The 23720-nt window shown below is 72.8% G+C and carries 24 protein-coding genes; 12 read left to right on the forward strand and 12 right to left on the reverse strand.

The window, feature by feature from the left end:
- Window positions 1-37: 37 nt before the first annotated feature.
- Genes ACZ6R6_RS09545 through ACZ6R6_RS09555 form a run of 3 tightly spaced genes read left to right on the forward strand, consistent with a single transcriptional unit; the run spans window position 38 to window position 2852 of the window.
- The gene (locus ACZ6R6_RS09545) at window positions 38-1063 is read left to right on the forward strand and encodes an ABC transporter substrate-binding protein (protein ID WP_470091690.1); all 1026 of its coding nucleotides are present in this window, start codon (window positions 38-40) and stop codon (window positions 1061-1063) included.
- On the forward strand, window positions 1063-2061 hold the full coding sequence (locus ACZ6R6_RS09550) for a FecCD family ABC transporter permease (RefSeq protein WP_470091692.1): 999 nt from the start codon (window positions 1063-1065) through the stop codon (window positions 2059-2061). Before ACZ6R6_RS09545 ends, ACZ6R6_RS09550 begins: the two co-directional genes overlap by 1 nt.
- A complete protein-coding gene (locus ACZ6R6_RS09555) occupies window positions 2058-2852 on the forward strand; it encodes an ABC transporter ATP-binding protein (RefSeq protein WP_470091694.1) in 795 nt (264 codons plus the stop codon). The genes ACZ6R6_RS09550 and ACZ6R6_RS09555 overlap by 4 nt, the downstream gene beginning before the upstream one ends.
- 192 nt (window positions 2853-3044) lie before the next feature.
- Here the strand turns inward: ACZ6R6_RS09555 and ACZ6R6_RS09560 are convergent, their stop codons facing one another.
- From ACZ6R6_RS09560 to ACZ6R6_RS09575, 4 genes are all read right to left on the reverse strand, one after another.
- Window positions 3045-3608, reverse strand: a complete 564-nt coding sequence (locus tag ACZ6R6_RS09560) for a PepSY domain-containing protein (RefSeq protein ID WP_470091696.1) — start codon at window positions 3606-3608, stop codon at window positions 3045-3047.
- Window positions 3609-3789: 181 nt separating this feature from the next.
- Window positions 3790-4626 (reverse strand): carbohydrate ABC transporter permease, encoded by an 837-nt coding sequence (locus tag ACZ6R6_RS09565; protein WP_470091697.1) that lies wholly within the window; start codon window positions 4624-4626, stop codon window positions 3790-3792.
- Entirely contained in the window at window positions 4623-5561 is a 939-nt protein-coding gene (locus ACZ6R6_RS09570; RefSeq protein ID WP_470091699.1) for a carbohydrate ABC transporter permease, read from the reverse strand. The genes ACZ6R6_RS09565 and ACZ6R6_RS09570 overlap by 4 nt, the downstream gene beginning before the upstream one ends.
- A gap of 162 nt (window positions 5562-5723) precedes the next feature.
- Window positions 5724-7046: an ABC transporter substrate-binding protein gene (locus ACZ6R6_RS09575; protein WP_470091701.1), complete on the reverse strand. Its 1323-nt coding sequence runs from the start codon at window positions 7044-7046 to the stop codon at window positions 5724-5726.
- A gap of 308 nt (window positions 7047-7354) precedes the next feature.
- On the opposite strand from ACZ6R6_RS09575, the gene ACZ6R6_RS09580 reads away from it, so the two are divergent.
- A complete protein-coding gene (locus ACZ6R6_RS09580) occupies window positions 7355-7675 on the forward strand; it encodes a hypothetical protein (protein WP_470091703.1) in 321 nt (106 codons plus the stop codon).
- A gap of 332 nt (window positions 7676-8007) precedes the next feature.
- A complete protein-coding gene (locus ACZ6R6_RS09585; protein WP_470091705.1) occupies window positions 8008-9027 on the forward strand; it encodes a zinc-dependent alcohol dehydrogenase family protein in 1020 nt (339 codons plus the stop codon).
- 66 nt (window positions 9028-9093) lie between these two features.
- On the opposite strand, the gene ACZ6R6_RS09590 is transcribed toward ACZ6R6_RS09585, so the two are convergent.
- Complete coding sequence (locus ACZ6R6_RS09590; protein WP_306874153.1) at window positions 9094-9297, reverse strand: DUF1918 domain-containing protein; 204 nt, start codon at window positions 9295-9297, stop codon at window positions 9094-9096.
- Window positions 9298-9433: 136 nt separating this feature from the next.
- Window positions 9434-10012: an Rv1733c family protein gene (locus ACZ6R6_RS09595; protein ID WP_470091707.1), complete on the reverse strand. Its 579-nt coding sequence runs from the start codon at window positions 10010-10012 to the stop codon at window positions 9434-9436.
- Between the two features lie 384 nt (window positions 10013-10396).
- Here ACZ6R6_RS09595 and ACZ6R6_RS09600 point away from each other — a divergent pair, with 384 nt between their 5' ends.
- Window positions 10397-10900, forward strand: a complete 504-nt coding sequence (locus ACZ6R6_RS09600; protein ID WP_470091709.1) for a universal stress protein — start codon at window positions 10397-10399, stop codon at window positions 10898-10900.
- Window positions 10901-10975: 75 nt separating this feature from the next.
- Here the strand turns inward: ACZ6R6_RS09600 and ACZ6R6_RS09605 are convergent, their stop codons facing one another.
- Window positions 10976-12937, reverse strand: coding sequence for a right-handed parallel beta-helix repeat-containing protein (locus ACZ6R6_RS09605; RefSeq protein ID WP_470091711.1), 1962 nt, complete (start codon window positions 12935-12937; stop codon window positions 10976-10978).
- A 389-nt stretch (window positions 12938-13326) separates the two neighbouring features.
- On the opposite strand from ACZ6R6_RS09605, the gene ACZ6R6_RS09610 reads away from it, so the two are divergent.
- The 3 genes from ACZ6R6_RS09610 (at window position 13327) to ACZ6R6_RS09620 (ending at window position 16252) form a co-directional block, all read left to right on the forward strand.
- Complete coding sequence (locus ACZ6R6_RS09610) at window positions 13327-14286, forward strand: DUF5996 family protein (RefSeq protein WP_470091713.1); 960 nt, start codon at window positions 13327-13329, stop codon at window positions 14284-14286.
- A gap of 189 nt (window positions 14287-14475) precedes the next feature.
- The gene (locus ACZ6R6_RS09615) at window positions 14476-15315 is read left to right on the forward strand and encodes an SMI1/KNR4 family protein (protein WP_470091715.1); all 840 of its coding nucleotides are present in this window, start codon (window positions 14476-14478) and stop codon (window positions 15313-15315) included.
- 244 nt (window positions 15316-15559) lie between these two features.
- Complete coding sequence (locus tag ACZ6R6_RS09620; RefSeq protein ID WP_470091717.1) at window positions 15560-16252, forward strand: formylglycine-generating enzyme family protein; 693 nt, start codon at window positions 15560-15562, stop codon at window positions 16250-16252.
- Window positions 16253-16400: 148 nt separating this feature from the next.
- Here the strand turns inward: ACZ6R6_RS09620 and ACZ6R6_RS09625 are convergent, their stop codons facing one another.
- A complete protein-coding gene (locus ACZ6R6_RS09625) occupies window positions 16401-17366 on the reverse strand; it encodes a helix-turn-helix transcriptional regulator (protein ID WP_470091719.1) in 966 nt (321 codons plus the stop codon).
- 182 nt (window positions 17367-17548) lie between these two features.
- On the opposite strand from ACZ6R6_RS09625, the gene ACZ6R6_RS09630 reads away from it, so the two are divergent.
- Together ACZ6R6_RS09630 and ACZ6R6_RS09635 are read left to right on the forward strand one after the other, a co-directional pair.
- The gene (locus ACZ6R6_RS09630; RefSeq protein WP_470091721.1) at window positions 17549-18037 is read left to right on the forward strand and encodes a hypothetical protein; all 489 of its coding nucleotides are present in this window, start codon (window positions 17549-17551) and stop codon (window positions 18035-18037) included.
- 126 nt (window positions 18038-18163) lie between these two features.
- A complete protein-coding gene (locus ACZ6R6_RS09635) occupies window positions 18164-18727 on the forward strand; it encodes a carboxymuconolactone decarboxylase family protein (protein ID WP_470091723.1) in 564 nt (187 codons plus the stop codon).
- Between the two features lie 39 nt (window positions 18728-18766).
- On the opposite strand, the gene ACZ6R6_RS09640 is transcribed toward ACZ6R6_RS09635, so the two are convergent.
- Entirely contained in the window at window positions 18767-19381 is a 615-nt protein-coding gene (locus ACZ6R6_RS09640) for a TetR/AcrR family transcriptional regulator (RefSeq protein ID WP_470091725.1), read from the reverse strand.
- Window positions 19382-19438: 57 nt separating this feature from the next.
- Between ACZ6R6_RS09640 and ACZ6R6_RS09645 the strand changes: the two genes are divergently transcribed.
- Complete coding sequence (locus ACZ6R6_RS09645; RefSeq protein ID WP_470091727.1) at window positions 19439-21457, forward strand: HelD family protein; 2019 nt, start codon at window positions 19439-19441, stop codon at window positions 21455-21457.
- On the opposite strand, the gene ACZ6R6_RS09650 is transcribed toward ACZ6R6_RS09645, so the two are convergent.
- From ACZ6R6_RS09650 to ACZ6R6_RS09660, 3 genes are read right to left on the reverse strand one after another with little or no spacing between them, the layout of a single operon-like run.
- Window positions 21401-21640: a VOC family protein gene (locus ACZ6R6_RS09650; RefSeq protein ID WP_470091729.1), complete on the reverse strand. Its 240-nt coding sequence runs from the start codon at window positions 21638-21640 to the stop codon at window positions 21401-21403. The genes ACZ6R6_RS09645 and ACZ6R6_RS09650 overlap by 57 nt on opposite strands.
- On the reverse strand, window positions 21637-22980 hold the full coding sequence (locus ACZ6R6_RS09655; protein WP_470091731.1) for an MFS transporter: 1344 nt from the start codon (window positions 22978-22980) through the stop codon (window positions 21637-21639). The genes ACZ6R6_RS09650 and ACZ6R6_RS09655 overlap by 4 nt, the downstream gene beginning before the upstream one ends.
- Window positions 22977-23582 (reverse strand): helix-turn-helix domain-containing protein, encoded by a 606-nt coding sequence (locus ACZ6R6_RS09660; RefSeq protein WP_470091733.1) that lies wholly within the window; start codon window positions 23580-23582, stop codon window positions 22977-22979. Before ACZ6R6_RS09660 ends, ACZ6R6_RS09655 begins: the two co-directional genes overlap by 4 nt.
- Window positions 23583-23720 lie beyond the last annotated feature (138 nt).

Consider the following 23720-nt stretch of genomic DNA (forward strand, 5'->3'; position numbering starts at 1 on the left):
AAGCGCCTGTTTGGCGTGCCTTGAAAGGACTTCTCTCATGCGTCTCACGCATGCCCTGCCCCTGCTCGCCGTGCTCTGCCTGGCGGCGACCGGGTGCGGCGGGCAACCGCCCCGACCGGCCTCGGCCCCCCAGCCCCCCGCTCCCGGCTATCCCGTCACGATCACCAACTGCGGCCGGCCGTACACCTTCGACAGGGCGCCCAGCCGTACGGTCCTCATGAGCGGCGGGGCGGTCGGCCAGGTGTCCACGTTGATCGCCCTTGGGGTGGAGGGCCGGATCATCGGCAACGCCCAGTCGTACGGCTCCTCGGACGTGCCCGGCCGGGCCGAGGCGATCGACGGACTCCCCAGGGCGAAGATCCGGGAGGGCGGCTGGGACATCTCTCGCGAGGAGATGCTCTCGCTCCGCCCGGACCTCGTCATCGGCACCACCGGCTACGACTTCGACGCCCAGAACGGCTACGCGACCCGGCAGGAGCTGCTCGAGATCGGCGCCAACTCCTGGCTGCCCGACTCGACCTGCGGCGGCCCCGGCACCGTCAGGGGCACCCAGACGATCGAGGACAGCTACGACATGCTCCGTGACTTCGGGAAGCTCTACGGGGTCGGCGGCCGCGCGGAGAAGTTGATCGAGCAGTCGGAACAGCGGATCAAGGAGATCGAGACCAGGGTCCGGGGCGCGTCCAGGCCGAAGGTGATGTACATCATCCCGGGCATGGAGATGGGCTCGGCGGAGTTCAGCTCGATCGGCGCCAACGGCATCTGGAACGACATCTTCGAAAGGGCCGGTGGCGTCAACGCGTTCGGCGGCGTCACCGATGAGATCTTCGCCAACCTCAGCAAGGAACAGGTGGCCAGGACCGACGTCGACGCGATAGTGATCATCAACTGGCGCAATCCCGACCCCGACGCCGAGGCCGCGAAGCTCTTCGCCCAGTTCCCGCACTGGCAGGCGGCCAGGGACAGGCGCTACGTCGTGCTGTCCGACTCCGCCTATCTGGGTCCCGACAACGCCGTCGCCGTGGAGAAGATCGCCAAGCTGCTCCACCCGGGGAGATTCTGATGCTGCGCCGTCTCCCCCTGATCCCCTGCGTGGCCGTCCTCACCGCCGCGCTGCTGGCCGGCATGCTGGTCGCCGTCGGCATCGGATCGGTCAACGTGCCCCTCGCCGAGACCTGGAGCGTCGTGACGGGCCAGGGGGGCGACCCGGTCAACGTCAAGATCATCTTGGACTACCGGATCCCCCGCGTGCTGCTCGCGGCGCTCGCCGGGGCGGGCCTGTCCATCGCCGGCGCCGTCCTGCAGGCCCTGGTGACCAACCCGCTCGCCGACCCGTACGTCCTCGGGATCTCCTCCGGGGCCTCCGTCGGCGCGGTCCTCGTCATGACGGTGGGCTCGGCCGCCGCTGGCGGCCTCGGCGTCTCCTCGGCCGCGTTCGCCGGCGCGATGACCGCCGCGCTGATCGTGTTCGCCCTCGGCCAGCGCCGAGGCCGCCTGACCCCCACGCGGCTGGTGCTGTCCGGGGTGGCGGTGGGCTACGTGCTGCTGGCCGCCACCAGCTACCTGCAGCTCCAGGCCGACCCCGACGAGCTGAGAAAGGTGATGTTCTGGATGCTCGGCAGCGTGGCCGGCGCGCAGTGGCACCAGCTTCCCGCGGTGGCGGTCGCCGTGACCGCCTGCGCCCTGGGCCTGGTGCTGTACGGCCGCCGGCTCAACGCCCTGGTCACCGGGGAGGAGTCGGCGACGGCCCTCGGCCTTGACGTGCGGCGGGCCCGCATCGGGCTGCTGGTCGTCTCCTCCCTGCTCACCGGCGCGGTCGTGGCGGTCGCGGGCGGCATCGGGTTCGTCGGGCTGATGATCCCTCACCTGGTACGCCTGGCCTTCGGCACCGATCACCGCCGGCTGCTGCCGTTGGTGACGCTCGTGGGGGCGATCTACATGGTGCTGGTCGACCTGCTGTCGCGGACCGTGGACCGCCCGGCGGAGCTGCCCCTGGGCATCTTCACCGCGGTGTTCGGCGCCCCGTTCTTCATCTGGCTGCTACGCCGGGAGGAGGCATGAGACTGCGCGTCCACGACGTCAGCGTCAAGCTCGGCGGGGTCCCCATCCTGTTCGACGTCTCTCTCGCCGCGGAAGCGGGCGAGGTCGTCGGGCTGGTCGGCCCCAACGGCAGCGGCAAGTCCACCCTGCTGCGCACGGTCTACCGCTCGCTGCGCCCGGACTCGGGAGGCATACGGCTCGGCGGACACGACGTGTGGGCCTGGCCGGCACGCACGGCGGCCCGCCGGATCGCGGCCGTGCTCCAGGACGACACCACACCGGCGACCATGACCGTCACCGAAGTGGTCGAACTCGGCCGGACCCCGCACCACGGGCTGTTCGACCGCAACGGCCCCGGCGATCGGGCGGTGGTGCGGGAGGCGATGTCGCGCGCCGGGGTTCTCGCCCTGGCCGGACGCCGGTTCGGGTCGCTGTCCGGTGGCGAGCGGCAACGCGTCCAGCTCGCCCGCGCCCTCGCCCAGGAGCCGTGCCTGCTCATCCTGGACGAGCCCACCAACCACCTCGACATCAAGGCCAGGTTCGAGCTGCTCGACCTCGTCCGGGACCTCGGCACCACCACACTCGCCGTCATGCACGAGCTCGACCTCGCCGCACGCGTGTGCGACTCGCTCGTCGTTCTCCACGGCGGGCGGGTCGCCGCGGCCGGGCCCGTGCTCGAAGCTCTGACACCGCAGGTGCTGCGCCGCGTGTTCGGCGTGGACGCCCGGGCCGCGCGCGACCCCGACGGGATCATACGTGTCACCTACGCCGCCCGGCCCCTGGCGGCCGACCGGCTCGCTCCGCAGAGGTGATCCCTCCGGCATGAGCCGCTGCGCCGGGCATGCCCGGCGCGGCGGTCGCCGGAAGAGGTCCGCCGTACCGGGCAGGCCGAGGCGGTGGCCGAGGCGGTGGCCGAGGCGGTGACCGGGCACCGAGGGCCGGCGTTCACGCCGGCCCTCTCGACGGCAGGCGGGTCCGCGGCGCCGGACGCGGGCCCGGCTCCGCTAGCCGTTCTTGGTCACGGTGCCGTTCCTGGCGTCGACCTTGACCTCGTGCCAGGTGCCGTCCGGGGTGACGACATCGACATCCCAGACGAGGAGGTTGTCGTCGTACCTGTCCAGGCTCATGTGGGTGATCTTTCCTTGCGGCATCGAGGAGGACACCTTCTCCGCCGCCGCCCCGAAGGTGAGCTCGGAGTCTTTGACCATGCCCATGACCCTGGCCTTCTCCTCGTCGCCGGTGTCCTTCACCCTGGGTCCCGAGACCGCCTTCCCTGACGCGTCCACTTCCAGCAGCCGCTCCGTGCCGTCGGGTCCGGCCAGTTGGACCTCCCAGATCCGGCCGTCGTTCTCCGCCTGGACCGACAGGACCGTGGAGCCCTTGACGGCGTTCGTGGCCGCGGCGGCCACCTTCTCGAGGCTCGCCATGCCGCCGGGTTCCCCGCTGGGGTCGCCCGGCGCCCCCGACGGTGACACCAGAGCGGCGACGGCGCCGCCCGCGGGCGCCGCCTTGACGGCACCGGACCAGGTGTGGGCGCTCCCGCAGGCCGCGGCCGCGAGCAGGGCCAAGCCCGGGAAGATAGCACTAATGATGGCCTTTGTCCGTTTTCCATCATTCATACTGGTGGCACTGCCCGGGGCCCTACAAAGGCACGCCCGGAAGTCGGGCAATTTGCTCCACGCCCGCCCCCGGGGACCGCGCGGCGGCGGCCCCGGCCGGGGGCGGGCCCGGCCGGGGGCGGGCCGCCGCCTAAAGCTTGACGCTCCCGGCCGCCAGGTCGGCCTTCCAGAAGCGCTGCAGCGCGACGAAGGCCAGGATCACCGGGATGACCGAGATGAGGGAGCCCATCACCACGGCGTCCCGGAGGAAACCGGTCCGGATGCCGTTCCACTTCGCCAGCCCCAGGGTGATCGGCCAGAGCGACTGGTCGTTGAGCACCATCATCGGGAGGAAGAAGTTGTTCCAGATCGCGACGGACTGGAACAGGAACAGGGTGACCAGCGCCGGAGCCATCAGGCGTACCGCCACGGTGAAGAAGATCCGCAGCTCACCGGCGCCGTCGATGCGGCCCGCCTCCAGCAGGTCGTCGGGGACGGCCGCCTCGGCGTAGGCCCTGGCCAGGAAGACGCCGAACGGGCTCACCATGCACGGCAGCAGCATCCCCCACATGGAGTTGAGCAGCCCCACCTCGCTGAGCAGGAGGTAGAGGGGCAGGGTGAGCAGCGGCGTCGGGATGAGGACCGCGCCCATGATGACCGCGAACACCGCCCCGCGCCCCCTGAAGGGATACTTCGCCAGCCCGTATCCGGCCATGGCGGCCAGCAGGGTGGCTCCCAGGGCCCCGCCCCCGGCGTAGACCAGGGTGTTGAGCAGCCACCGGGGATACAGCCCGTTGTCCTGCGACATCAGCCGGTCGAGGTTGCCGCCGAGGTCGACGCTCCCGAACCAGAGCGCGGGCGTGTCGAACAGGTCGGCGCCCGACTTGGTGGCCGACACGACGAGCCACCACAGGGGCAGCAGGACGTAGACCGCCACCACGCACAGGACGGCCGTGGTGAGGACCTGCGAGCGGACGGTGGCCCTCATCGGCGTACTCCTCGGGTGGTCAGCCAGGTGGACAGGCGCAGGAACGCCGCCGACAGCCCGCCGGCGACGATCGCGAGCACGATGGCGATGGCCGAGCCCTGCCCGTAGTCGTTGTTGTCCAGGGCGACCTGCACCGACCACATCAGCGGGGTGTAGCTCTTGGAGACGGCGGTGGTGACCCCGCTCAGCACGGTCGGCTCGTTGAACAGCTGCAGCGTCCCGATGATCGAGAAGACGCCGGTCAGGATCAGCGAGGGCCGGACCAGCGGGATCTTGACCGACCAGGCGATCCGCCACGCGCCGGCCCCGTCCAGGGACGCCGCCTCGTACAGGTCGCGCGGGATGGCCTGGAGCGCGGCGTAGACGACGAGCATGTTGAAGCCCGTCCAGGTCCACGTGACGATGTTGCCGATCGACCACAGGACGACGCCGTCGGCGAGGAAGTCGATCCCGAGGAAGGCCAGGGGTGAGATCTCCTTGGTGTACAGGAACGACCAGACGATGGCCGCGATGACCCCGGGGACGGCGTAGGGCAGGAAATACACCAGCCGGAAGAACCGTGCGAACCGGGCGGACTGGCTGTCCAGCAGGAGTGCCAGCACCAGGGCCACGCCGAGCATGACCGGCACCTGTACGACGCCGAACGCCAGCAGCCGGCCGAGACCGTCCACGAACGTGTCGTCCCGGAAGACCGCCAGGTAGTTCCCGATCCCGGCGAAGACCCGCTCGGGCGTGCCGAACCCGAGCCCCGACCGCTTGACCCGGTGGAAGCTCTCGTCGATCGCGTAGCCGATCGGCAGGAGGAAGAAGACCGCGAAGAGCGCGCCGAAGGGGAGCAGGAAGATCAGCGCGGCCCGGTTGCGCCCGCGCGTGCCGCGCCGCCGCACCACGGCCGCGGCCTGTCCCGGGGGAGCCTCCAACTCGGAGACTGTCATGAGGTGATCGCCTTTCCTGACATCTGTGCCACGCGGAGGCCACGCGGGGCCCGCCGGCCGCCGCGTGGCCGCGTGTGTTTCCGGCCGGTCCCGGGATTCCGGCGACCGGCTTGGCCCTGCGGTCCCGGCGACCGGCCCGGCCCCGGGATCACGCGGACCGGCCTAGCCCTGGGAGACGTTCAGGCCCTTGTCCCTGATCGAGGCCACGGCTTTCTCCTGGACGGTCCCGAGCGCCTCCTGCAGGGTGCCGCCGCCGGAGACGGCCCGCCCGACCGCGGCGACGAAGGCGTCGTTCAGCGCCGGCGTGGTCGGGCCCCAGCCGAAGTCCGGGGCCACGGCCCCGGCGGAGTCGGCGAAGGTCCGGAAGACCGGCTGGTCACCGTAGAAGGGCCGCCCGGCCTGCATGCTCGGCGACGCCCCTCCCGCGACGCCGGCCGGGAAGAGGCCGCCGTCGGCCATCAGGCCGTCGACCGCGGCCGCGTCGGTGGACAGCCACCCGGCGAACTCCACGGCCTCCCGCGGGGCCGCGCACCCCTTCAGCACGGCGTTCGGGGAGCCGCCGACGTTGCCGGTGACGGTACGGCCCGCCTCCCACTGGGGCATGGGCGCGACCGCCCACTTGCCCTTCGTCTTGGGGATCGAGTCCTCCAGCACCTTGGTCATCCAGACCGCCGACACCAGCGAGGCGATCTTCCCGTCGTTGAAGTCCTTGAACCAGGCGTCCGACCAGCCGGGCTTGACGTCCAGGAGCTTCCTGTCCAGCAGGCCCTGCCAGTAGCCGGCGACCTTGAGCGTCGGTGCGTCGGCCACGTTCACCTTCCAGGAGTCCCCCTCCGTGGCGAACCACCGGGCGCCGGCCTGCCAGGCGAATCCGCTGAAGCCGTACATGTCGTCGGGGTTGAAGGAGGTGAGGAAGACGTCCGGGTCCGCCTTGTGGATCTTCTCGGCCGCCGCCGCGAACTCGTCCCAGGTCTTCGGCACCTCGATCTCGAACTTGTCGAACAGGTCCTTGCGGTAGAACATCCCCATCGGGCCGGTGTCGACGGGGATGCCGAACTGACGCCCGCCGAAGGTCACCGTGTTGACCGCCCACGGCTGGATCTTGGAGTTGGCGTCCTTCGCGAGGTCGGTGATGTCCTCCAGCGCCCCTTCGATGAGGAAACTGGCCATCGTCTCGGCGCCGACCTGCGCCAGGCACGGCGCGTTGCCCGCTTTGACGGCGCCGAGCATCTTCTGGTAGCCGCCCTTGCCGCCCGGCTCGACCTGGGTGTACTTCACCTGGATGTCCGGGTGGGAGGCGTTCCAGGCGGCGGCGGCCTTGTCGTATCCGGGGGCCCAGCCCCACCACTCGATCGTGACCGGCCCCGCCTGGGAGGCGGACGCGGCCGCGGGCCGCGGCGTCCCGTCGCCGCCACCACAGGCCGCCGCGGCGAGAGTGGTGATCAGTGCGGTCGCCGCCCCGGCGACCGCTCGTGCGTTACGCATGACGTGGATATCCTTCCGCGCACCCTTTTCCGTGGCGGCAACCCTCCGCCGTCGGTACCTCTCCCCTCCATGGACAAACGGCGCCGGATTCTTGCACTTTGCGATCCGCAGCCCCGCGCTCTCCCGATCCGCGGCCCCGCGCACTCCCGGACAGGCGGCCCCGCAGGGCGCTGACCGGCCGCCGCCGGAGTGCCGGCCAAACGTCCAAGTGCCGCGCCCCTTTGTCCATTACCGGGCCGTGAACCCGCTGTTCATGCTGGAGCCGACTGCTCCGCCATGCGGCGTGACCTTCTCGGAAGGGAGAACGCGTGATGCGTCGTCCCCGCTGCTCCTTCTCGGCCGCGCTCGGCATCGCCGTCGCGGCCCTCGGCGCCACCGTGGCCGCGCCGCCGCCCGCGGTCGCGGCCGGCCCCGTCACCATCTCCTCCGCCGCCCTGTCGGTCGGCGCCGCCTGGACGGCCGCGGCGACGGGCACGTTCCCCGCCGCCACGGCCGAGCAGGCGGTGACGTTCGCGCCCCGGTCGGCGCGCTACGTGCGGCTGCGGGCGCTGTCGGAGGTGAACGGCAACGCGTGGACGGCGGTCGCCGAGATCAACGTCGGGGTCGCCGCAGCCGCCCGGATCCCGTAGCGGGGACATCGCGGTCGCGCCGGTGGGCGGCGAGGACACCGCCCCTGGGCGGCGGCCTGCCGGGCGCGGCCGGCCGTACGGTCCGGGCCGCCGTCATCACCGCCGGAGACGAGGGGACGGTCCGGCAGGGACCGGAGCCGGCCCTGAAGGCCGGAGGCCCGGTCCTCAGGGACTTCCGGCCGTCGCCCAGGTAGCCTTCCCCGTAATGGGAGGCGCAGGTATGAGAGATCCGGCGTGACTTCGACGACCGAACGCATGACAGCCACCGGCGACGTGCCCGGCCGCCGTGGGCCGCGGGCCGGGGTCACCCGCCGCCGCGCCCGGTGCGCCGGGTGACCGGCGGGACCGGCGGGATGGACGCCTGGGTGGTCGCCCGCCCGGGGCCGATCGCCTCGCGCCCGCTGGAGCGGGCCCGGCTCCCGATCCCCTCGCCGGGGCCCGGCGAGGTGCTCGTCGAGGTCGAGGCGTGCGCCGTCTGCCGCACCGACCTCCACCTCGCCGAGGGCGACCTGCTCCCCCGGCGTCCCAGGACCGTGCCGGGCCACGAGGTCGTCGGCCGGGTCGCCGCGAGCGGCCCGGACGCGCCCCGGCTCGCGCCCGGCACCCGGGTGGGCGTGGCCTGGCTCCGCTCGACCTGCGGGCTCTGCCGCTACTGCCGCCGGGGCATGGAGAACCTCTGCCCCGCCTCCACCTACACCGGCTGGGACGCCGACGGCGGCTACGCCGGATATCTCATCGCCCCCGAGGACTACGTCTACCCGCTCCCGGAGGACGCTCCGGCCGAGAAGCTGGCGCCGCTGCTGTGCGCCGGGATCATCGGCTACCGCGCCCTGCTCCGCTGCGATCTGCCCCCCGGCGGCCGGCTGGGCGTCTACGGCTTCGGCGCCTCGGCTCACCTGACCGCCCAGCTCGCCATCGCCCAGGGCGCGAGCGTGCACGTCCTCACCCGGTCGGCCGGGGCCCGCGAGCTGGCCATGGCGCTGGGCGCGGCCTCCGCCGGCGGCGCGGCCGACGCCCCGCCCGAGCCGCTGGACTCCGCGATCCTGTTCGCCCCGGCCGGCGAGCTGGTGCCCGTCGCGCTGGCCGCCCTGGACCGGGGCGGCACCCTCGCGGTGGCGGGCATCCACCTCAGCGACATCCCCGTGCTGAACTACCAGCGCCACCTGTTCCAGGAGCGGACGCTGCGCAGCGTCACCGCCAACACCCGCGCCGACGGCCGGGGATATCTGGAGCTCGCCACGGCCCGTCCCCCGCGGGTCACCACCGTCCCCTATCCCTTCGACGCGGCGGACCAGGCGCTGGAGGACCTGGCCGCCGGCCGCGTCGAAGGCGCCGCCGTACTCCTCAGATAGCCCCAGGCGGCTCCGGGCGGCCCGTGGCGCGCCGGCCGCGGGGCCGTGACCGGGACCGGCCGCCGGTCACCCGGCCGGCATGTGCCTCTCGGTCATCACGTGCGCGTCAGGGCCGGGGAACACGAGGCTCTCGTGGTCGGCGTCCATCCACCGCACCACGTAGGGCGGGGAGCCGTCCGGGTGGCGCAGTTCCACGATCACACCGATCCGCCGGGTCTCACCGTGCCGGGTGCCCTCGACGACCAGCTTGTCACCTATCGCTGCCTTCATAGCACTCTCCTTTTCATTCACGCGGCCGCCATCGCCGCCCCAGGGGGGAGAATCCGCCGCTTGCGGCCTGCCGTCCGGAGGGGCCCGCCCGGCCGGGCGGCCCGGCCGGAGGCCCTCCCCTGCCGGGGCCGCGCGGTCAGGTCTGCCGTGGCCGGCGCCACCGCTGGTCGGCGAGGACCCACGCCCTCTCCCACTCGGCGTCGCGGTGCCGGTTCAGCAGCCCCCGGGCACCGGCGAGGCAGAGCAGCAGGACCGCTCCGCCCCCTCCCGCCACCGCGATCGCGGCGACCGCGCTGTCGGTGATCGTCTTCACGTGACGCTGCGGGGGCGCCGTGATCCGGCCGCTCCCGTCGAGCCAGATCTGGGTGTGGGAGCCGACCGGTGTGCTCGGCGAGAGCACCACCTGGCCCGTCCGCGTGCCGCCCTGCGGGGTGGTCCACCGCACCGTCCGGGTCCGCCATCCCGCGCCGTGCGCCGCGTCCACGACCTCGGCGGCGACGGTCTGCCGGTGGCCTGGGCCGGTGAGCTCGGCCCGCAGGCCGCTCGCGTAGACCTGCCGGCCGAACGCGGCCGCGGGCCACAGGAAGGCAACGAAGATCATCAAGCTCACCAGCACGATCACCGTGTCGATCCGGTCCGAGCGCCTGCGCAACGGGTTGCCGTCGAAGCGGTGAAGATTCAGGCAGCGCATCGCCCAACGGGCAAGGGAACGCATCGGGCCACCTCCTGCCGCCGATATGCACACCTTCACGGTCCGGCCCGCGCGCCCGGTGCTGCCAGGGTCTTTGGACGTGGCCACCCGGGACCTTCGGCCTCATCGCCGGCCGGTACCTTGGGTCCTTCTCAGGGAGTCCTTCCCCGGCTTTCCTCCCCCACACCGTGTGGCGGGGACCTGCCCGCCGTCATGGCCATCCGCGGGCGAGATGCCCCTCCTGCTGCACTCTGTACGGCTTGCGCGTATTACGCACTATGCGGAGCCGTACCCGGATAAGGACCAAAGACCGGCCGCAGAGGGCCGTGCGCCTCTGGAAACGGCCCTTTCGACGTCGCAAGAGTGGCTCCGCACGCCATCCACCCCAGGAACGGAGACCCGACCGAGATGCCCCTCCCCGCGTCACGCCATGTCGTCGTCGCCCTTGACGGCTCGCCGGGCTCCATCGCCGCACTCCGCCGCGGGGCGGCGGAGGCGGGCGCGACGGGCGCGCAGCTGGTGGTCGTCCACGTCCTTCCGGACAGGCCGCTCAGACCGGACGGGACAGACGGGGCCGACGGGCCGGGCGGTCCCGGTGACCGGGACCGCCTCCGGGCGGGCGAGGTGGACGCGCTCGTCGCCGCGACCCTACCGGACGGGTCCGCCGCGGCGGCCCGCACGATCATCGCCCACGGCGACCCCGCCCATGTGATCATCCAGCACGCCCGGCAGGCGGAGCTGCTGATCATCGGCACCAGGGCCGCCGGGACGCCCCTGGACGGCTCGACACTCGACCCCGTCCTGCGGGAGGGCCCGTGCCCGATCCTGATCTGTTCCTCCCCGGACACGGTGGATCGCCTGTCGTGGACCGTCCGGCTGCCGGCGCGGCCGCGCGACCTGGCGTCCCGCTGATCCCGCGGGGTCCGGGCCCTTCCCGGCACGGCGGCGGGCCCGCCCCGGACCAGGCGGTCACCCCGTGCCGGGCGGTCAGGGATGGGCGGCGACCCCGTGGTTGCGCTCCCAGCGCCCGCCGGAGGGGGCGGTGTCAAAACAGACGGCGGCCGCGGCGTTGCCCGCCAGATCGTTGTCCTGCACCGCGCCCGCCACGCAACCGCCGCTGCCGGTGATCCACAGACCATGGGTCTGCGTCTTGGGGTCCTGGTTGTCCCAGACGCGGTTGCCGCGGATCATCGGGCTGAGGGTCGGCGCGTTCAGGGTGAGGCCGGCGCGGACGGCAGGACGGTCGGGCAGGCTGTACGGGGTGCCCGCCGCGGGCGGCTCCCCCTCCCAGGCCGTCGCCACGCCGGGGTGGAAGGGGGCGAGGAACAGCTCGGTGGCGGTGTTGGCGGTGACGATCGCCCTGCACCCGCCGGCGGTGAGCGTCTTGCCGCGGTGACCTCCGGGGAGCCAGGCGGCGGCGGTGTCGGTCAGGGACGTGGCGGTGTAGGTGACGCCGTCGCCCTCGCCGGAGGCCGCGGGGGCCGTCTGCTCGCCGTTGTCGCGGATCCGGTTGTCGAGCAGGGCGGCGTCGACGAGGGTGCCGTCGACACGGACGCCGTCGAGGGCGTTGCCCCAGATGTCGTTGCCGTCGAGGACCATCTCGGTGGAGGCGTGCGCGGGGCCACCGGGCATGTTGTGCTGGCGGTAGCCGTAGCGGCCGTTGCGGCTGACGCGGTTGCCCTGGACGCTGTAACGGCCGGGCGTGTTGCCGATGCTGATGCCGTCGAGGACGTTGCCGTCGACGACGCAGCCGGTGACGATGCCGCCCCGGCCGGCGACGGAGGTCGTGCCCAGGCCCGAGACGTCGTAGCCCGCCTCGTGGTTGCCGATCATGGTGCAGGCGGCGACGATGAGCCCGTCGGCGCCCCAGTCGGAGATGCCGTACCGGTTGCCCTCCGCGTGGCAGTTGGTGATGCGGATGCCGCGGGGCGGGGTCCAATCCCGGTCCTGGAGTTCCAGGAAGACGCCGTTGGTCCCGTTGCCGACGGCGGTGCAGCCGGTGATGGTGAGGCGCTCGACGGCGCCCCAGCCGCCGATCCCGATGCCCAGACCGGCCCCGCCCATCTGCGTGCCGCTGTCCAGCCGCCCGCAGCCGACGGCGATGACGCTCTCCACCACCGTGTCCTGCAGGAAGTCGCAGCCGAAGCCCGAGGCGGCGGTGTGGTGGATGTACAGGTCGTGGAAATGGCCCCGGAGCACGTACTGCAGACCCAGTCCCTTGGCGAGCACGTCGTACTCCCCGAGCCCGACGCCGGAACCGTCGATCTCGAAGTCGGCGAAGGTGCAGTCGGCGATGTGGTTGTCGCGGCCGGCACCGTGCTGGAGGGCGGTGAAGAAGGCCAGTGGTGTCGGATCGGTGGGATTGCCGGGGTTCGACAGCACGAACCGGGTCGCGGCCGGACCCGCGCCGACGAGGGAGACCCCGCTCCTCCACACGGTGCCCGCGTCCCGGATCGAATACACGCCGGGCGGGCAGTAGATGACGCGCGCCCGGCCGTCGGCGGCGTAGCCGTCCCCGGCCCGGCGGACCAGCTCCGCCAGGGCCGGCTGGTCGTTGGTGACGCCGTCGCCGGCCAGGCCGTGCTCGCGGGCGTCGTAGACGAGGGGGTCCACCGGGACGACGGCCGCGGGCAGGCTGACGACCGGCACGGCGGCGGGCAGCGCCAGGGAGTAGGTGCGGCCGGGGGCGTCGGGCCACCGCTCGGTGACGCGGTAGACCCAGTGGGAGGGGGTCACGCCCGCGGCGTCGGTGGCCAGCAGTTCGAGCCTGAAGCGACCGGACTCGTCGAGCTGGGCCTCCGTCCCACCGAGGACGATGAGGCCGTGCTCGGCGCTGGTGAGGGTGGCGGGCTCGGGCTCGATGAGCACGCTGCCGCGGCGGGGCTCGCCGTCGGGGTTCAGATACTGTCCGGTCACGACGACGGTCTGCAGGTCTCCGGGCAGATACATCCCGGGCTCCTCTCGGCGAAACTGGGCCCGCCGGTGCGGCGCGAGGGGCGAGGACCGCGGAGGCGGGTGTCACATCGGCCGCGTCACATCGGCCGCGGCGGTATCGGCGGGTGACGGTCCCCGGCGCACCCGCCCCAGGACCGACCGGTCCGGACGGCCGGTCAGGAGTTGGATTCCCTCCCTCCCGGTGAAGTAAGCGCAGATCAGCAGGGCTCTCCAGGGCCGGCCGCGCGCTCCCCTGCGGTACGGTCCGCCGGGGCCTCCACAGCAAGTGATCACTTTAAGCCATGATATGACTACTTTTAGTGGAAATGCTCGGGGAGCCGTGGCCCCGGCTCCCCGGGGGCGCCGGTCAGGGGCCGCGGCGCCGGACGAGGGGAGGGGCAGCGATGGAATGGTTTCCCGCCATGCCGCTGGAGGAGTGGGCCGACTCGAAGGAGACCGTGCACCGGTTCACCCAGATCGTCGGCAAAGTACGGCTGGCCACGAGCGTCCGCCGCAACCACTGGTGGAACGTCCCCTTCCACCTGACCGGGCGGGGCATCACCACACGCCCGTCAGGCGGCTTCGACGGCGTGCCGGTCTTCACCGTCGACTTCGACTTCGTCGCCCACCGGCTGATCGTCAACCGGCTGGACGGGCACAGCGTGTCGTTCGGCCTGACGGGCCAGTCGGTCTCCTCCTTCCACCGGACCTTCTTCGCCGCGCTGGAGGACCTGGGCATCGAGGTGACGATCGAGGCCGAGCCGTTCGGGCTCGCCGACAGCACGCCGTTCGCCCAGGACACCAAGCACGCGGCCTACGACCCGGTGCTGGTCAACCGCTACTGGCAGGTCCTGTCGCAGGTCAACCTGGTGCTGGAACGCTTCGCGGCGAGGTTCTGCGGCAAGATCAGCCCGGTGCACCACTTCTGGCACACCTTCGACATCGCCGTAACCCGTTTCTCGGGCCGCTCGGTCGGCGCACAGCCCCAGGCCGATCCCGTCACCAGGGAGGCCTACTCCCGGGAGGTCGTCAGCAGCGGATTCTGGTTCGGCGACGACGCGATGCCCTGGCCGGCGTTCTACTCCTACACCGCACCCGAACCGGCGGGTCTCGCCGAGGAGCCGCTCCGCCCCGAGGAGGCGGCCTGGCTGCCGCAGCGGGGCAGCCACCTGGCCGTCCTGCGCTACGACGACGCGCGCGCCCACGACGATCCCGTCGCCACCGTGCTGGACTTCCTCGACTGCGCCTACCAGGCGGGTGCCCGGCGGGCCCGCTGGGACAGGGCCCTGCTCGTCAGCCCGCCCGGGATCACCGACCCGCTCATCGAGCAGGAGGCCCCGCAGCGACCGCCGGAGCAGCCCTAGCCGTGCCGCCCCGGGCCTGTCCCGAGCCGTCGATCCTCCGCATGGGGCTTTCTGGGAGTGCCCCTCCCCCACCTGCCGGCTCTCCCGCGGGCAGCGCCACGCCACCGCGCGGCGGCCGCGGCCTTCACGCGGCCCGGCGAGACCGGGGGACGGACCTCCGGCCGCGCCGGCTCGTTACACTCGCGGGCCATGACAGTGATTGACGGACTGATCCGCCTCGTGCCGCCGCCCACCGAACCGGTCGACGCGCAAGGCGACTGGAGTGAGGCCGAGGCCGCCCTCGGGCTTGAGCTGCCCACCGACTTCAAGGCGCTCGTCGAGCGGTACGGGCGCGGCCAGTTCGTCGACCTCATCACGCCGCTGACCCCGTTCGGCGCTCACGAGCCGCTGATCCGGCACGCTCGGCGGCTGCTGGACAGGGAGCGGTCCTTCCGTGAGAAGTATCCCGACGAGTGCCCCTACCCGTTCTACCCGGAGCCCGGCGGGCTGCTGGAGTGGGCCGGCACCGACAACGGTGACTCGCTCTGCTGGCTGACCGAGGGAGAACCGGACAGCTGGCGCGTCGTGGTCTGGAATCCGCGCAACGTCGCCTACGCCGCACATGACGTCGGCGCCGTGGAGTTCCTCCACGGCTGGTTGAGCGGGCGGCTCACCACGCCGATACTGCCCGACGAGGTCGAGGCGTCGCCGTGGTTCGAGCCGTTCCGCGAGCGCGAACACGTCTACATCAAGCTGTCGGAGGGCGAGTCGCCCTATCACGAGCGGTTGCGGATCCTGCGTGAGGCGCTCGCGCCCACGGCCGACCGGGGCGGCTACAGCGACGAGGACGGCGACCGGCAGGACCACTTCGCCGCCACGGAGCTCGGCTGGCTGCTGACCTACGAGACGGCCTACGGTCACCAGATCCGGGCCGCCTTCCCGCCTGAAGACGGAGAGCGGGCCCGCGTCACGCTGCTCGAGGCGGCCCGCCGCATGGGTTGCCAGGTGCTGTCGACGACGACACACCTCGGAGAACCCGTCTGGACCTGAGGCCTGTCGACGATCACGGGTGATCGCGAGGCGGCCCCACCACCGGCTCCCCGGTTCTCGGCCCTCAGCAGCCGGCCCGGCGGAGCACCTTGTACAGCAGAACGAGTACGTCGAGGGCAACGCCGCGCAGTACACCTCCGGACCGCCCCGCGGGGCGGTCGGCGCGGACCCGGACGAGCCGCCCCTGCCGCAGGTGTGCCCGCATGTCACCGCCGCGTATCGATCATGTAGGCTCGGGCCCGCGATGAGACCTGAATCGACGCTGCGCCGGTCGCCTGCCGAGCCCATGATCGAGATCCCTGCCGGGGAGATCGTCCTACGGGACGAGGGCACGGAGACGGACTGGAAGGTCGAGGTCGGGGCCTTCCGGCTGGCGCCCTACCCCGTGACCCGCGAGCTGTACCACTCCGTCCGGGGCGAGAGGCCGCCAAGCTCGGCGGGGCCGCGGACCCCGGTCACCGAGGTCTCCTGGAAGGAGGCCGTCCGCTTCTGCAACCTGCTCTCGCGGGCGGCGGGACTCGGACCCTGCTACGCGATGGGCGACGACCCCGACGGGCAAGACGTGGTCCGCGACGTGGAGGCCGACGGCTATCGTCTCCCGACCGAGGCGGAGTGGGAGTACGCGTGCAGGGCGGGGACCTCCGGCGTCCGCTACGGAGAGCTGGACGAGATCGCCTGGTACCGCGACAACTCCGGCGGCGAGGTGCACGACGTCGCGGCCAAGGCGCCGAACGCGTGGGGCCTCTACGACATGATCGGCAACGTGTGGGAGTGGTGCTGGGACGTCTACGATCCCACGGTCTACGGCCCCTACCGCGTGTTCCGCGGCGGAGGCTGGTCCGATCGGCCCCGAGGATGCCGGGCGTCGTGCCGCCGCAAGAGCCATCCGACCTTCCGCGTCGACGATCTCGGCTTCCGGCTCGCCCGATCGCGGTGAGCGCCGCGTCCCGTCGCCGGTCCGCCCCGTTCCCGGCGGGGTGCCGGCTGACCCGCCACTGAGCCGGGCCGTCCGGTGCCGGCGGCGCGGCGCCCGGACCGGTCCCTGCCGTCGGCCGGCGGCCTGGTCACGATCCGCGGCTGGAGCGCTACGAGACCGCGCCCGCCGCGCGTGACGCCCGGCCTCCCAGGGCGCGCAGGTATTCGGCGAGCTCCGGCGGTCCGTGAACCTCGAACTCGCAGCCGAGCATGGCCAGCCGGAACGCCAGCCACTCCAGCGTGTCGGTCTGGCTGTGCAACCGGCAGCTGTGCTCGTCGATCGGCTCCAGGTCGCCGGGGGCGCTGCCGAGACGCCCCGCGACCTCCTCGATCGGCGCGTACAGGGTCGCCACCGCCCGGTAGGTGGGGGTCAGGCTGCGGAGTTTGCGGGTGACGTAGGCGGCCGCGTCGTCGGCGGGCAGCTCGCGCGGGGTGATCCGCGCGCCGGTCGGCCACGGCTGCCGGATCCGGTCGACGCGGAAGATCCGCCAGTCGTCGCGGTCGTTGTCGTAGGCGACCAGGTACCAGCGGCGTCCGGCCGCCACGAGGCGGTGCGGCTCCGCCAGGCGGTTGGTCTCGGTCCCGTCGCCCGCGCGGTAGCCGAAGCGCAGCCGCTCGCGGTTGGCGATCGCCGCGGCCAGCACGGTCAGGTCCTCGGGGGCGACGGTCGGCCCGCCGCTGACCGGCAGTTGGACGGTGGCGGCGTTCAGGGCGCCGACCCGGTGCCTCAGCCGGGAGGGCAGCACCTGTTCGAGCTTGGCGAGGGCCCGCACGGAGGCCTCCTCGATGCCCTCCACGGGGTGTCCGGCCGACGTGCGCAGGCCGACCGCGATGGCCACGGCCTCCTCGTCGTCGAGCAGCAGCGGCGGCATGGCCGCGCCCGCGACCAGGCGGTAGCCGCCCACCGCGCCCATCGTCGCCTGCACCGGGTAGCCCAGCTCGCGCAGCCGGTCGATGTCGCGGCGGATGGTGCGCGGGCTGACCTGCAGGCGGTCGGCGAGCTCGCTGCCGGGCCATTCGCGCGGGGTCTGGAGCAGGGACAGGAGGGTGAACAGCCGGGCGGGAGTGTCGCTCATGCAGTCCAGGATGCCAGTCATATGGGACAGGAACCGACCTATATAGGTTCCAGGGTCGGACACCTCACCTCACCTCACTTCGCCTCGCCGCATCGCGGAACGGACTGTGGCCCCGGTGGCCGCATCCGACTTCCGGGCGGCTCCGCCCTCCCGGAACGGGATCCTCGAAGGAGCACCACCGAATGAGCATCCGCACGGGCCAGATGTCACACCTGTCATGGAGCGAGGTCTGCGCCAGGCGCCTGGAGCGGCATGCCCTGTCGGTCCCGTCCCGCGACGCCCGGCCCGCCGACGTCGTCGCCGCCATGTGCGGCGCGCACGCCCAGGTGCTGTCGGCCGCCGGGCTGTCCATCGACGAGCTGAGCCAGGAGGTCATCGCCGCCACCGGCCCCTGGGCCGGCGACCTGGTCATGCCCGGCTTCCAGGACATGTGGCCGCGCTGGCGCCAGGCTCTCGCCACGGCGGCGGACCGGGGCGCGCCGTGTTTCGGCCCCAACCGGGGCCGGAAGGTCACCTACACCAGCCCGCGCCGGTGGCTGCCCTACTTCTTCGCCCCGCTCACCGCGGCACGGCGCAGCGAGCTCGACGACCAGGTGGAGCGGGTCGGGGAGTTCCTCGAAGGGGAGCCCCGGTTGACGATCGGCACCGTGACCGTGGGCGCTCACGCATAGGCCGGCGCACCACCGGGTTCCGGCGCCTCGTTGCCATAATCGTCAACCAGGTTTACCATTTGGACAACCACGTTGACGATTATGTCGCGGCGTGCACCGGCACGCCCATCCCCGAAAGCAGGTCTGATGTCCGAGAACGTCTTCGCCACCCTCACCGCCGAGAGCGCACCGGCCGCCGCCCGCCCGATCCTGGAGGCCTCGGAGCAGAAGTTCGGCTACGTCCCCGAGGCGGTCGGGCGGATGGCCCTCTCCCCGCAGACGCTCAAGGGGTTCTTGACGGTCAGCGGCATCTTCGAGCAGACCACCCTCGCCCCCCTCGACCGCGAGGTCCTCATCCTGACCGTCGCCACCCGCAACAGCTGCCACGTCTGCGTGGCGATGCACACCGCCACGCTGGTCCGGCAGGAGGCCGCGCCCGAGCTCGTCGAGGCGCTGCGGTCCCGCAGACCCCTCCCGGACACGCGACTGGAGGCGCTGCGGGTGTTCACCCACACCGTCATGGACCGCTGCGGCGCGGTCGGCGACGAGGACCTGCGGGCCTTCCTCGACGCCGGCTACACCCCGCAGAACGCCCTCGAAGTCGTCCTGGGGATCGGCGCCTACACGATCTCGACCTTCGCCAACCGGATGATCGACGCCCCCCTCGACCCGCCGCTGGCGGCCTTCGCCTGGGACGGCGACGCCGTCTAGCGGCCCCCGCCCGAGCCGCGCCGGGGACCGCGCGGAGGCTCACGCGGCCTCCAGGCCCCGGCGCAGCAGGGCGAACGCGTGCGCGGCGGCGCGGACGGCCTCGGGATGGAGCCGTGCGGCCGTCTCCCCCTCGGCCAGCCGCAGCCAGTTCCGGCGGGCCAGCACGCGCTGCGCGGCGAGCACCTGGCCGGCCAGGAGGCTCGCGGTGAGATCGTCGGTGTCCTCGGCGAGCGCCCCGGCCAGCGCCTCCTCGTCCATGGCCATGTGGTGGAACAGGCGGGCCGCCAGGCTGGGGGTGGAGAAGACCATGCGGTGGTAGGCGAGCACCTCCGCGTGGTCGTTGAGGCCGGTGACCGGGTCGCGCCGGTCCAGACCGGCCATGAAGTGGCGCTCCAGCGCGTCCAGCGGCCCCTCGTCCGGCCGGCGCCGCCGGACGACGCGCGCGGCCTCGCCCTGGTGGTCGGCGATCCGGTGCAGGACGAGGTCCTCCTTCGTGGCGAAGTATTTGAACAGGGTGGGCTTGGAGACCTCCGCGGCCGCCGCGACCTCGGCGACGGAAACCTCCCCGAAGCCCCGCTCCAGGAACAGCGTGATCGCCGCCGTGGAGATCGCCTCATGAATCCGCTGCCGCTTGATGTCCCGGAGTCCTGTCATGCCTCCACTCTACCAATGCTGTTAACCTGGTTAATATCTTAACCGAGTTAACGTTTGATGGTTGGAGTGACCGTGCTCGACGACGAGAAGGCCTACGTCGCACGCTGCGAGGCGGCGCTGCGCAGGATGCTCGACGGCGCCCGCCTGAACGTCGTCATCGGCGAGCGGGTGGCGGGCGACCGCTACAGCGCCGAGCGGCTCGGGCGGCACCTCAAAAGCCTCGCCAAGGAGCTGGGAGAGGAGCCCGGCGGCCCGCCGTTCTTCGGCCGCCTCGACTTCGGCTCGGACGCCGCCGCCGGCGACCACCGCGCCCAGCGCTACTACATCGGCCGGCGGCACATCTCCGGCGACGTGGGGCAGCAGCCGATGGTGATCGACTGGCGCGCCCCCGTCTCCAGGGCGTTCTACCGGGCCGGCGCCCGTGACCCCCAGGGCGTCGCCGTACGCCGCCGGTTCGGCTGGGCGGGCATGACGCTGACCGGCTTCGAGGACGAGCGGCTCGACCGCGGCGAGGATCTGGGTGCCACGAGCCGGATCGTGGCGGCCGAGATCGAGCGCCCCCGCGTCGGCCCGATGCGGGACATCGTCGCCACCATCCAGCCCGAGCAGGACGAGCTGGTCCGCGCCGGCCTGGAGGAGTCGATCTGCGTCCAGGGAGCCCCCGGCACCGGCAAGACCGCCGTCGGCCTGCATCGGGCCGCCTACCTGCTGTACGCCCACCGGCAGCGGCTCGAACGCGGAGGCGTGCTGGTCCTGGGCCCCAACCGGGCGTTCCTCGGCTACATCTCGGCGGTGCTGCCCGCCCTGGGCGAGGTCAACGTCGAGCAGACCACCCTGGAGCGGCTGCTGGCCCCCGGGCCGGTGCAGGGAGTGGACGGCGACGCCGCCGCGGCCGTCAAGCACGACGCCCGCATGACGGACGTGCTGCGCCGGGCGCTGTACGGGCGGGTGCGCAGGCCCACCGGGCCGGTCACCGTCCCCGACGGCTCCTACCGCTGGCGCGTCGCGGAGGAGGAGCTGCGCCGCATCGTCGACGACACCCGGCGCGAGGCTCCGCCCTACGCCGTCGGACGCGAACGTGTGCTCTCCCGCACCGTCGCCATGCTGCAACGGCAGGCCGAAGCGCGGGGACGGACCGTCAACGCCGCCTGGACACGCAAGATGGGCAGGGCCGTCACCCCGTTCCTGGACGCGGTGTGGCCCGCCGTACGGCCGCAGGAGGTGGTGGCGGAGCTGCTCGGCGACCCCGCGGCGCTGGCGCGCGCCGCGGACGGGACGCTGACCCCGCAGGAGCAGGCGGCGATCGGGTGGGCCAGACCGCCGCGGACGTTCAAGAGCGCCAGGTGGTCGGCGGCCGACGCCGTGCTCATCGACGAGGTCGCCGGCCTGCTGGAGCGCCCGCGGAGCTACGGGCACGTGATCGTCGACGAGGCCCAGGACCTGTCGGCGATGCAGTGCCGGGCCGTCGCCCGCAGGAGCGAGCACGGCTCGATCACCGTGCTGGGCGACCTGGCCCAGGGCACGACGCCGTGGGCCGCCCGCGACTGGCGCGACCGGCTGGCCCATCTGGGCAAACCGGAAGCCCAGGTGATCGCGCTGACGACCGGCTTCCGGGTGCCCGCGGCCGTCGTCGCGCTGGCCAACCGCCTGCTGGGAGAGCTTGAGGTGGACGTGCCGCCGACCCGTTCCTTCCGGTCCGACGGCCGGCTCCGCGTCGAGGAGGTGCCCGATCTCCCGCGGGCCGCCGTCGCCGCGGTGCGCGAGGCCCTCCTGCGCGAAGGCTCGATCGCCGTCGTGGCCGCCGACGCCGCCGTCGAAGGGCTGGCGGCGGCGCTGTGGGACGCGGGCGTCACGATCGCCGAGACCGGCGAGGCGGGCGGCGCGCGGGTGACCGTCGTGCCCGCGACGGTGGCCAAGGGGCTGGAGTACGACCACGTGGTGGTGGTCGAGCCGGCGGAGATCGTGGAAGCCGGGGAGCGGGGCCTCAACCGGCTGTACGTGGTGCTCACCCGCGCCGTCTCACGGCTCGACGTGCTGCACCGCCGCCCGCTGCCGCCGCAGCTGGCCGGGGCGTGAGACGGCCCGCCGCCACGGGGAGCAGCTTCCCCCCTCCGGCCCGGCGGGCGAGGCCACGGCCGGCCACCGGGCCGCTCCGAGCGGGATGTCCTGCCTCTTCTCGAAGCCCAGAACCTCCGTGTGGAAGGCGAGAGCCTTGCTCTGATCCTCGACGAGGACACTGGCCACTGCGATCTTGGTCATGATTCCTCCCGCTCCTTCCGCCCGCCCGGGGCTCCCACCGGCGCGTCCGCGCCGAGGGCGCGGCGGCCTGCCGGGGCGAGGACGGCGGGTCGCGGCGAGGACGGCAGGTCGCGGTGGTGACGGATCGGGGAGAACCACAGGATCAGCCCGGCCAGCGGGACCCCCGCCGTCATCACCCACATCGCCGGGCGGTTCCCCAGGACGGTGCCGAGCGTGCCGCCGAGCAGCGCGCCGAGCGGGATGGTCCCGTAGTTGAGGAACGCGGTGCTCGCGGTGAGCCGGCCGAGCAGTCCGGGCGGGCAGTAGCTCTGCTGGAAGCTCGTCTTGATGACGTTGCCGGCCACCACGCCGGCGGAGACGCAGAAGCCGCCGACGACGTACAGCAGCAGACCGGCCCCGTCGAAGGTGAGCGGGATGAGCAGGGCGAAGACGGCCAACCCCTGCTCGAACAGCAGCGTCGCACGGGCGGTGCCGATCTTCACGGCGGCCCGGCGGGCGGCGAAGGCCCCGGCGACGCCGCCGGCGCCGGCGGCCGCGATCAACCCGCCGACGGTCCCGGGGGCCAGGCCGACGTCCCGGACCAGGAAGACCACCTGGATCGACTGGTAGCCCATCAGGGCGAGGTTGGAGGTGGCCCCGAAGAGCGTCAACGTCCGGAACCAGGGATCTCCGGCGACCAGGCGCAGCCCCTCGCCGATCTCCCTGGCCAGTGCCCCGGGCCGCCGTTCCGCCCTGGCCGGGCGCGGCTCTCGGTGCCGGATGCCGGCCAGGCAGAGCAGGGACACCAGGAACGTCACGGCGTTGGCGGTCAGCCCGTTCACCGCCCCGGCCAGCTGCGCGATCAGACCGCCCGCCCCGAGTCCGGCGATCTGCGCGGCCGAGGCGCTCCCGTGCAGCTTGGCATTGCCTTCGGACTGGTCGCCGGGCTCCAGGATGGAGGGGAGATAGGCGCTGTAGGCGGTCTGGAAGAACACCGCCGCCGTGCCGGCCAGCAGGGCGACGGCCACCAGCAGCCCGACGCTCAGGGCGCCGGACCACGCCGCGACCGGGACGCAGGCGAACAGCAGGAAGGAGACGGCCGCGGCGGTCAGCATGATCGGTCTGCGGCGCAGCCGGTCCACCCAGACCCCGGCCGGCAGGGCGACGAGGAGCCAGGGCAGCCAGGCGGCGGCGGTCAGCACGCCAACCTCGAAGGTGCCGGCGTGCAGGACGGAGACGGCGACCAGCGGCATCGCCACCCCCGTGACGGAGGCGCCGAACTTGCCCGCGACCTCGCCGCACCACAGCAGCCGGAAGTCGCGGTGGCGGCGCAGCAGGCTGCCACGCGTGCCCTGGTTCATGCGCCGCCACGCTCCCGGCGGGGAAAGGACTGGAGCTGCACGATGACGGGGAGCGCGTCCGGGTCGGGCTCGGCGTCCGGGTCCGGCAGGCACCGCTCGACGACGGCGGTCAGCTCCTCGTTCAGCGCGGCGAGCTGAGCCGGCGTCATCCGCAGTTCACTCCAGGCGGAGATGGTCCGGGCGTCGCGCCACCGGTCGTCCCAGTCCTCGGTGAGGGAGTCGACGACCCGGCTGAAGTGCTGGCTCACCAGTTCGTGCAGGTAGACGGAGAGCGCGCCCCGGGTGTCGGGGTCGTCGCGGAACTCGGCGGTGTTGAGCACCGTCCGGTCCCTCGCCACCCGCCACCAGCGCTCGCGTCTGGTGCCGCGCCCGGCCTCCTCCTCGATGAAGCCGTGCTCGGCGAGGTGACGCAGGTGCCAGCTGACGGTCCCGGTCTTCTCCCCCAGCCGCTCGGACAGGACCGCGGAGGTCGCGGGACCGTCGAGCCTCAGCAGCTCCAGCAGTCGCATGCGGAGCGGGTGCGCCAGCCCGCGCAGGCTGCGGGCGTCGATTGTCCGGACGGGCCTGGGGGCTCCGGCCGCGGGGCCAGGGTCGTCGATCATGCCCGTCACCATAACTTGCAGAGGACCCTCTGCATAGTGATGTTGGCAGAGTGTCCTCTGCAAGTTGGGGTCCAGCCCGCGTCTCCGCGAGATCGAGCGGGAGCGGCGGGGCCCGGCGCACGGGTACGGCCGGCCGGG

The sequence above is a fragment of the Streptosporangium sp. NPDC048886 genome, assembly GCF_055586905.1.

Bases quoted from the DNA above. Each gene is read 5' to 3' on its own strand.
- ACZ6R6_RS09545 (WP_470091690.1), top strand. From the start codon at position 38: ATGCGTCTCACGCATGCCCTGCCCCTGCTCGCCGTGCTCTGCCTGGCG.
- ACZ6R6_RS09550 (WP_470091692.1), top strand. From the start codon at position 1,063: ATGCTGCGCCGTCTCCCCCTGATCCCCTGCGTGGCCGTCCTCACCGCC.
- ACZ6R6_RS09555 (WP_470091694.1), top strand. From the start codon at position 2,058: ATGAGACTGCGCGTCCACGACGTCAGCGTCAAGCTCGGCGGGGTCCCC.
- ACZ6R6_RS09565 (WP_470091697.1), bottom strand. From the start codon at position 4,626: ATGAGGGCCACCGTCCGCTCGCAGGTCCTCACCACGGCCGTCCTGTGC.
- ACZ6R6_RS09570 (WP_470091699.1), bottom strand. From the start codon at position 5,561: ATGACAGTCTCCGAGTTGGAGGCTCCCCCGGGACAGGCCGCGGCCGTG.
- ACZ6R6_RS09575 (WP_470091701.1), bottom strand. From the start codon at position 7,046: ATGCGTAACGCACGAGCGGTCGCCGGGGCGGCGACCGCACTGATCACC.
- ACZ6R6_RS09590 (WP_306874153.1), bottom strand. From the start codon at position 9,297: ATGAAGGCAGCGATAGGTGACAAGCTGGTCGTCGAGGGCACCCGGCAC.
- ACZ6R6_RS09595 (WP_470091707.1), bottom strand. From the start codon at position 10,012: ATGCGTTCCCTTGCCCGTTGGGCGATGCGCTGCCTGAATCTTCACCGC.
- ACZ6R6_RS09600 (WP_470091709.1), top strand. From the start codon at position 10,397: ATGCCCCTCCCCGCGTCACGCCATGTCGTCGTCGCCCTTGACGGCTCG.
- ACZ6R6_RS09605 (WP_470091711.1), bottom strand. From the start codon at position 12,937: ATGTATCTGCCCGGAGACCTGCAGACCGTCGTCGTGACCGGACAGTAT.
- ACZ6R6_RS09610 (WP_470091713.1), top strand. From the start codon at position 13,327: ATGGAATGGTTTCCCGCCATGCCGCTGGAGGAGTGGGCCGACTCGAAG.
- ACZ6R6_RS09615 (WP_470091715.1), top strand. From the start codon at position 14,476: ATGACAGTGATTGACGGACTGATCCGCCTCGTGCCGCCGCCCACCGAA.
- ACZ6R6_RS09620 (WP_470091717.1), top strand. From the start codon at position 15,560: ATGAGACCTGAATCGACGCTGCGCCGGTCGCCTGCCGAGCCCATGATC.
- ACZ6R6_RS09625 (WP_470091719.1), bottom strand. From the start codon at position 17,366: ATGAGCGACACTCCCGCCCGGCTGTTCACCCTCCTGTCCCTGCTCCAG.
- ACZ6R6_RS09630 (WP_470091721.1), top strand. From the start codon at position 17,549: ATGAGCATCCGCACGGGCCAGATGTCACACCTGTCATGGAGCGAGGTC.
- ACZ6R6_RS09635 (WP_470091723.1), top strand. From the start codon at position 18,164: ATGTCCGAGAACGTCTTCGCCACCCTCACCGCCGAGAGCGCACCGGCC.
- ACZ6R6_RS09640 (WP_470091725.1), bottom strand. From the start codon at position 19,381: ATGACAGGACTCCGGGACATCAAGCGGCAGCGGATTCATGAGGCGATC.
- ACZ6R6_RS09645 (WP_470091727.1), top strand. From the start codon at position 19,439: ATGGTTGGAGTGACCGTGCTCGACGACGAGAAGGCCTACGTCGCACGC.
- ACZ6R6_RS09650 (WP_470091729.1), bottom strand. From the start codon at position 21,640: ATGACCAAGATCGCAGTGGCCAGTGTCCTCGTCGAGGATCAGAGCAAG.
- ACZ6R6_RS09655 (WP_470091731.1), bottom strand. From the start codon at position 22,980: ATGAACCAGGGCACGCGTGGCAGCCTGCTGCGCCGCCACCGCGACTTC.
- ACZ6R6_RS09660 (WP_470091733.1), bottom strand. From the start codon at position 23,582: ATGATCGACGACCCTGGCCCCGCGGCCGGAGCCCCCAGGCCCGTCCGG.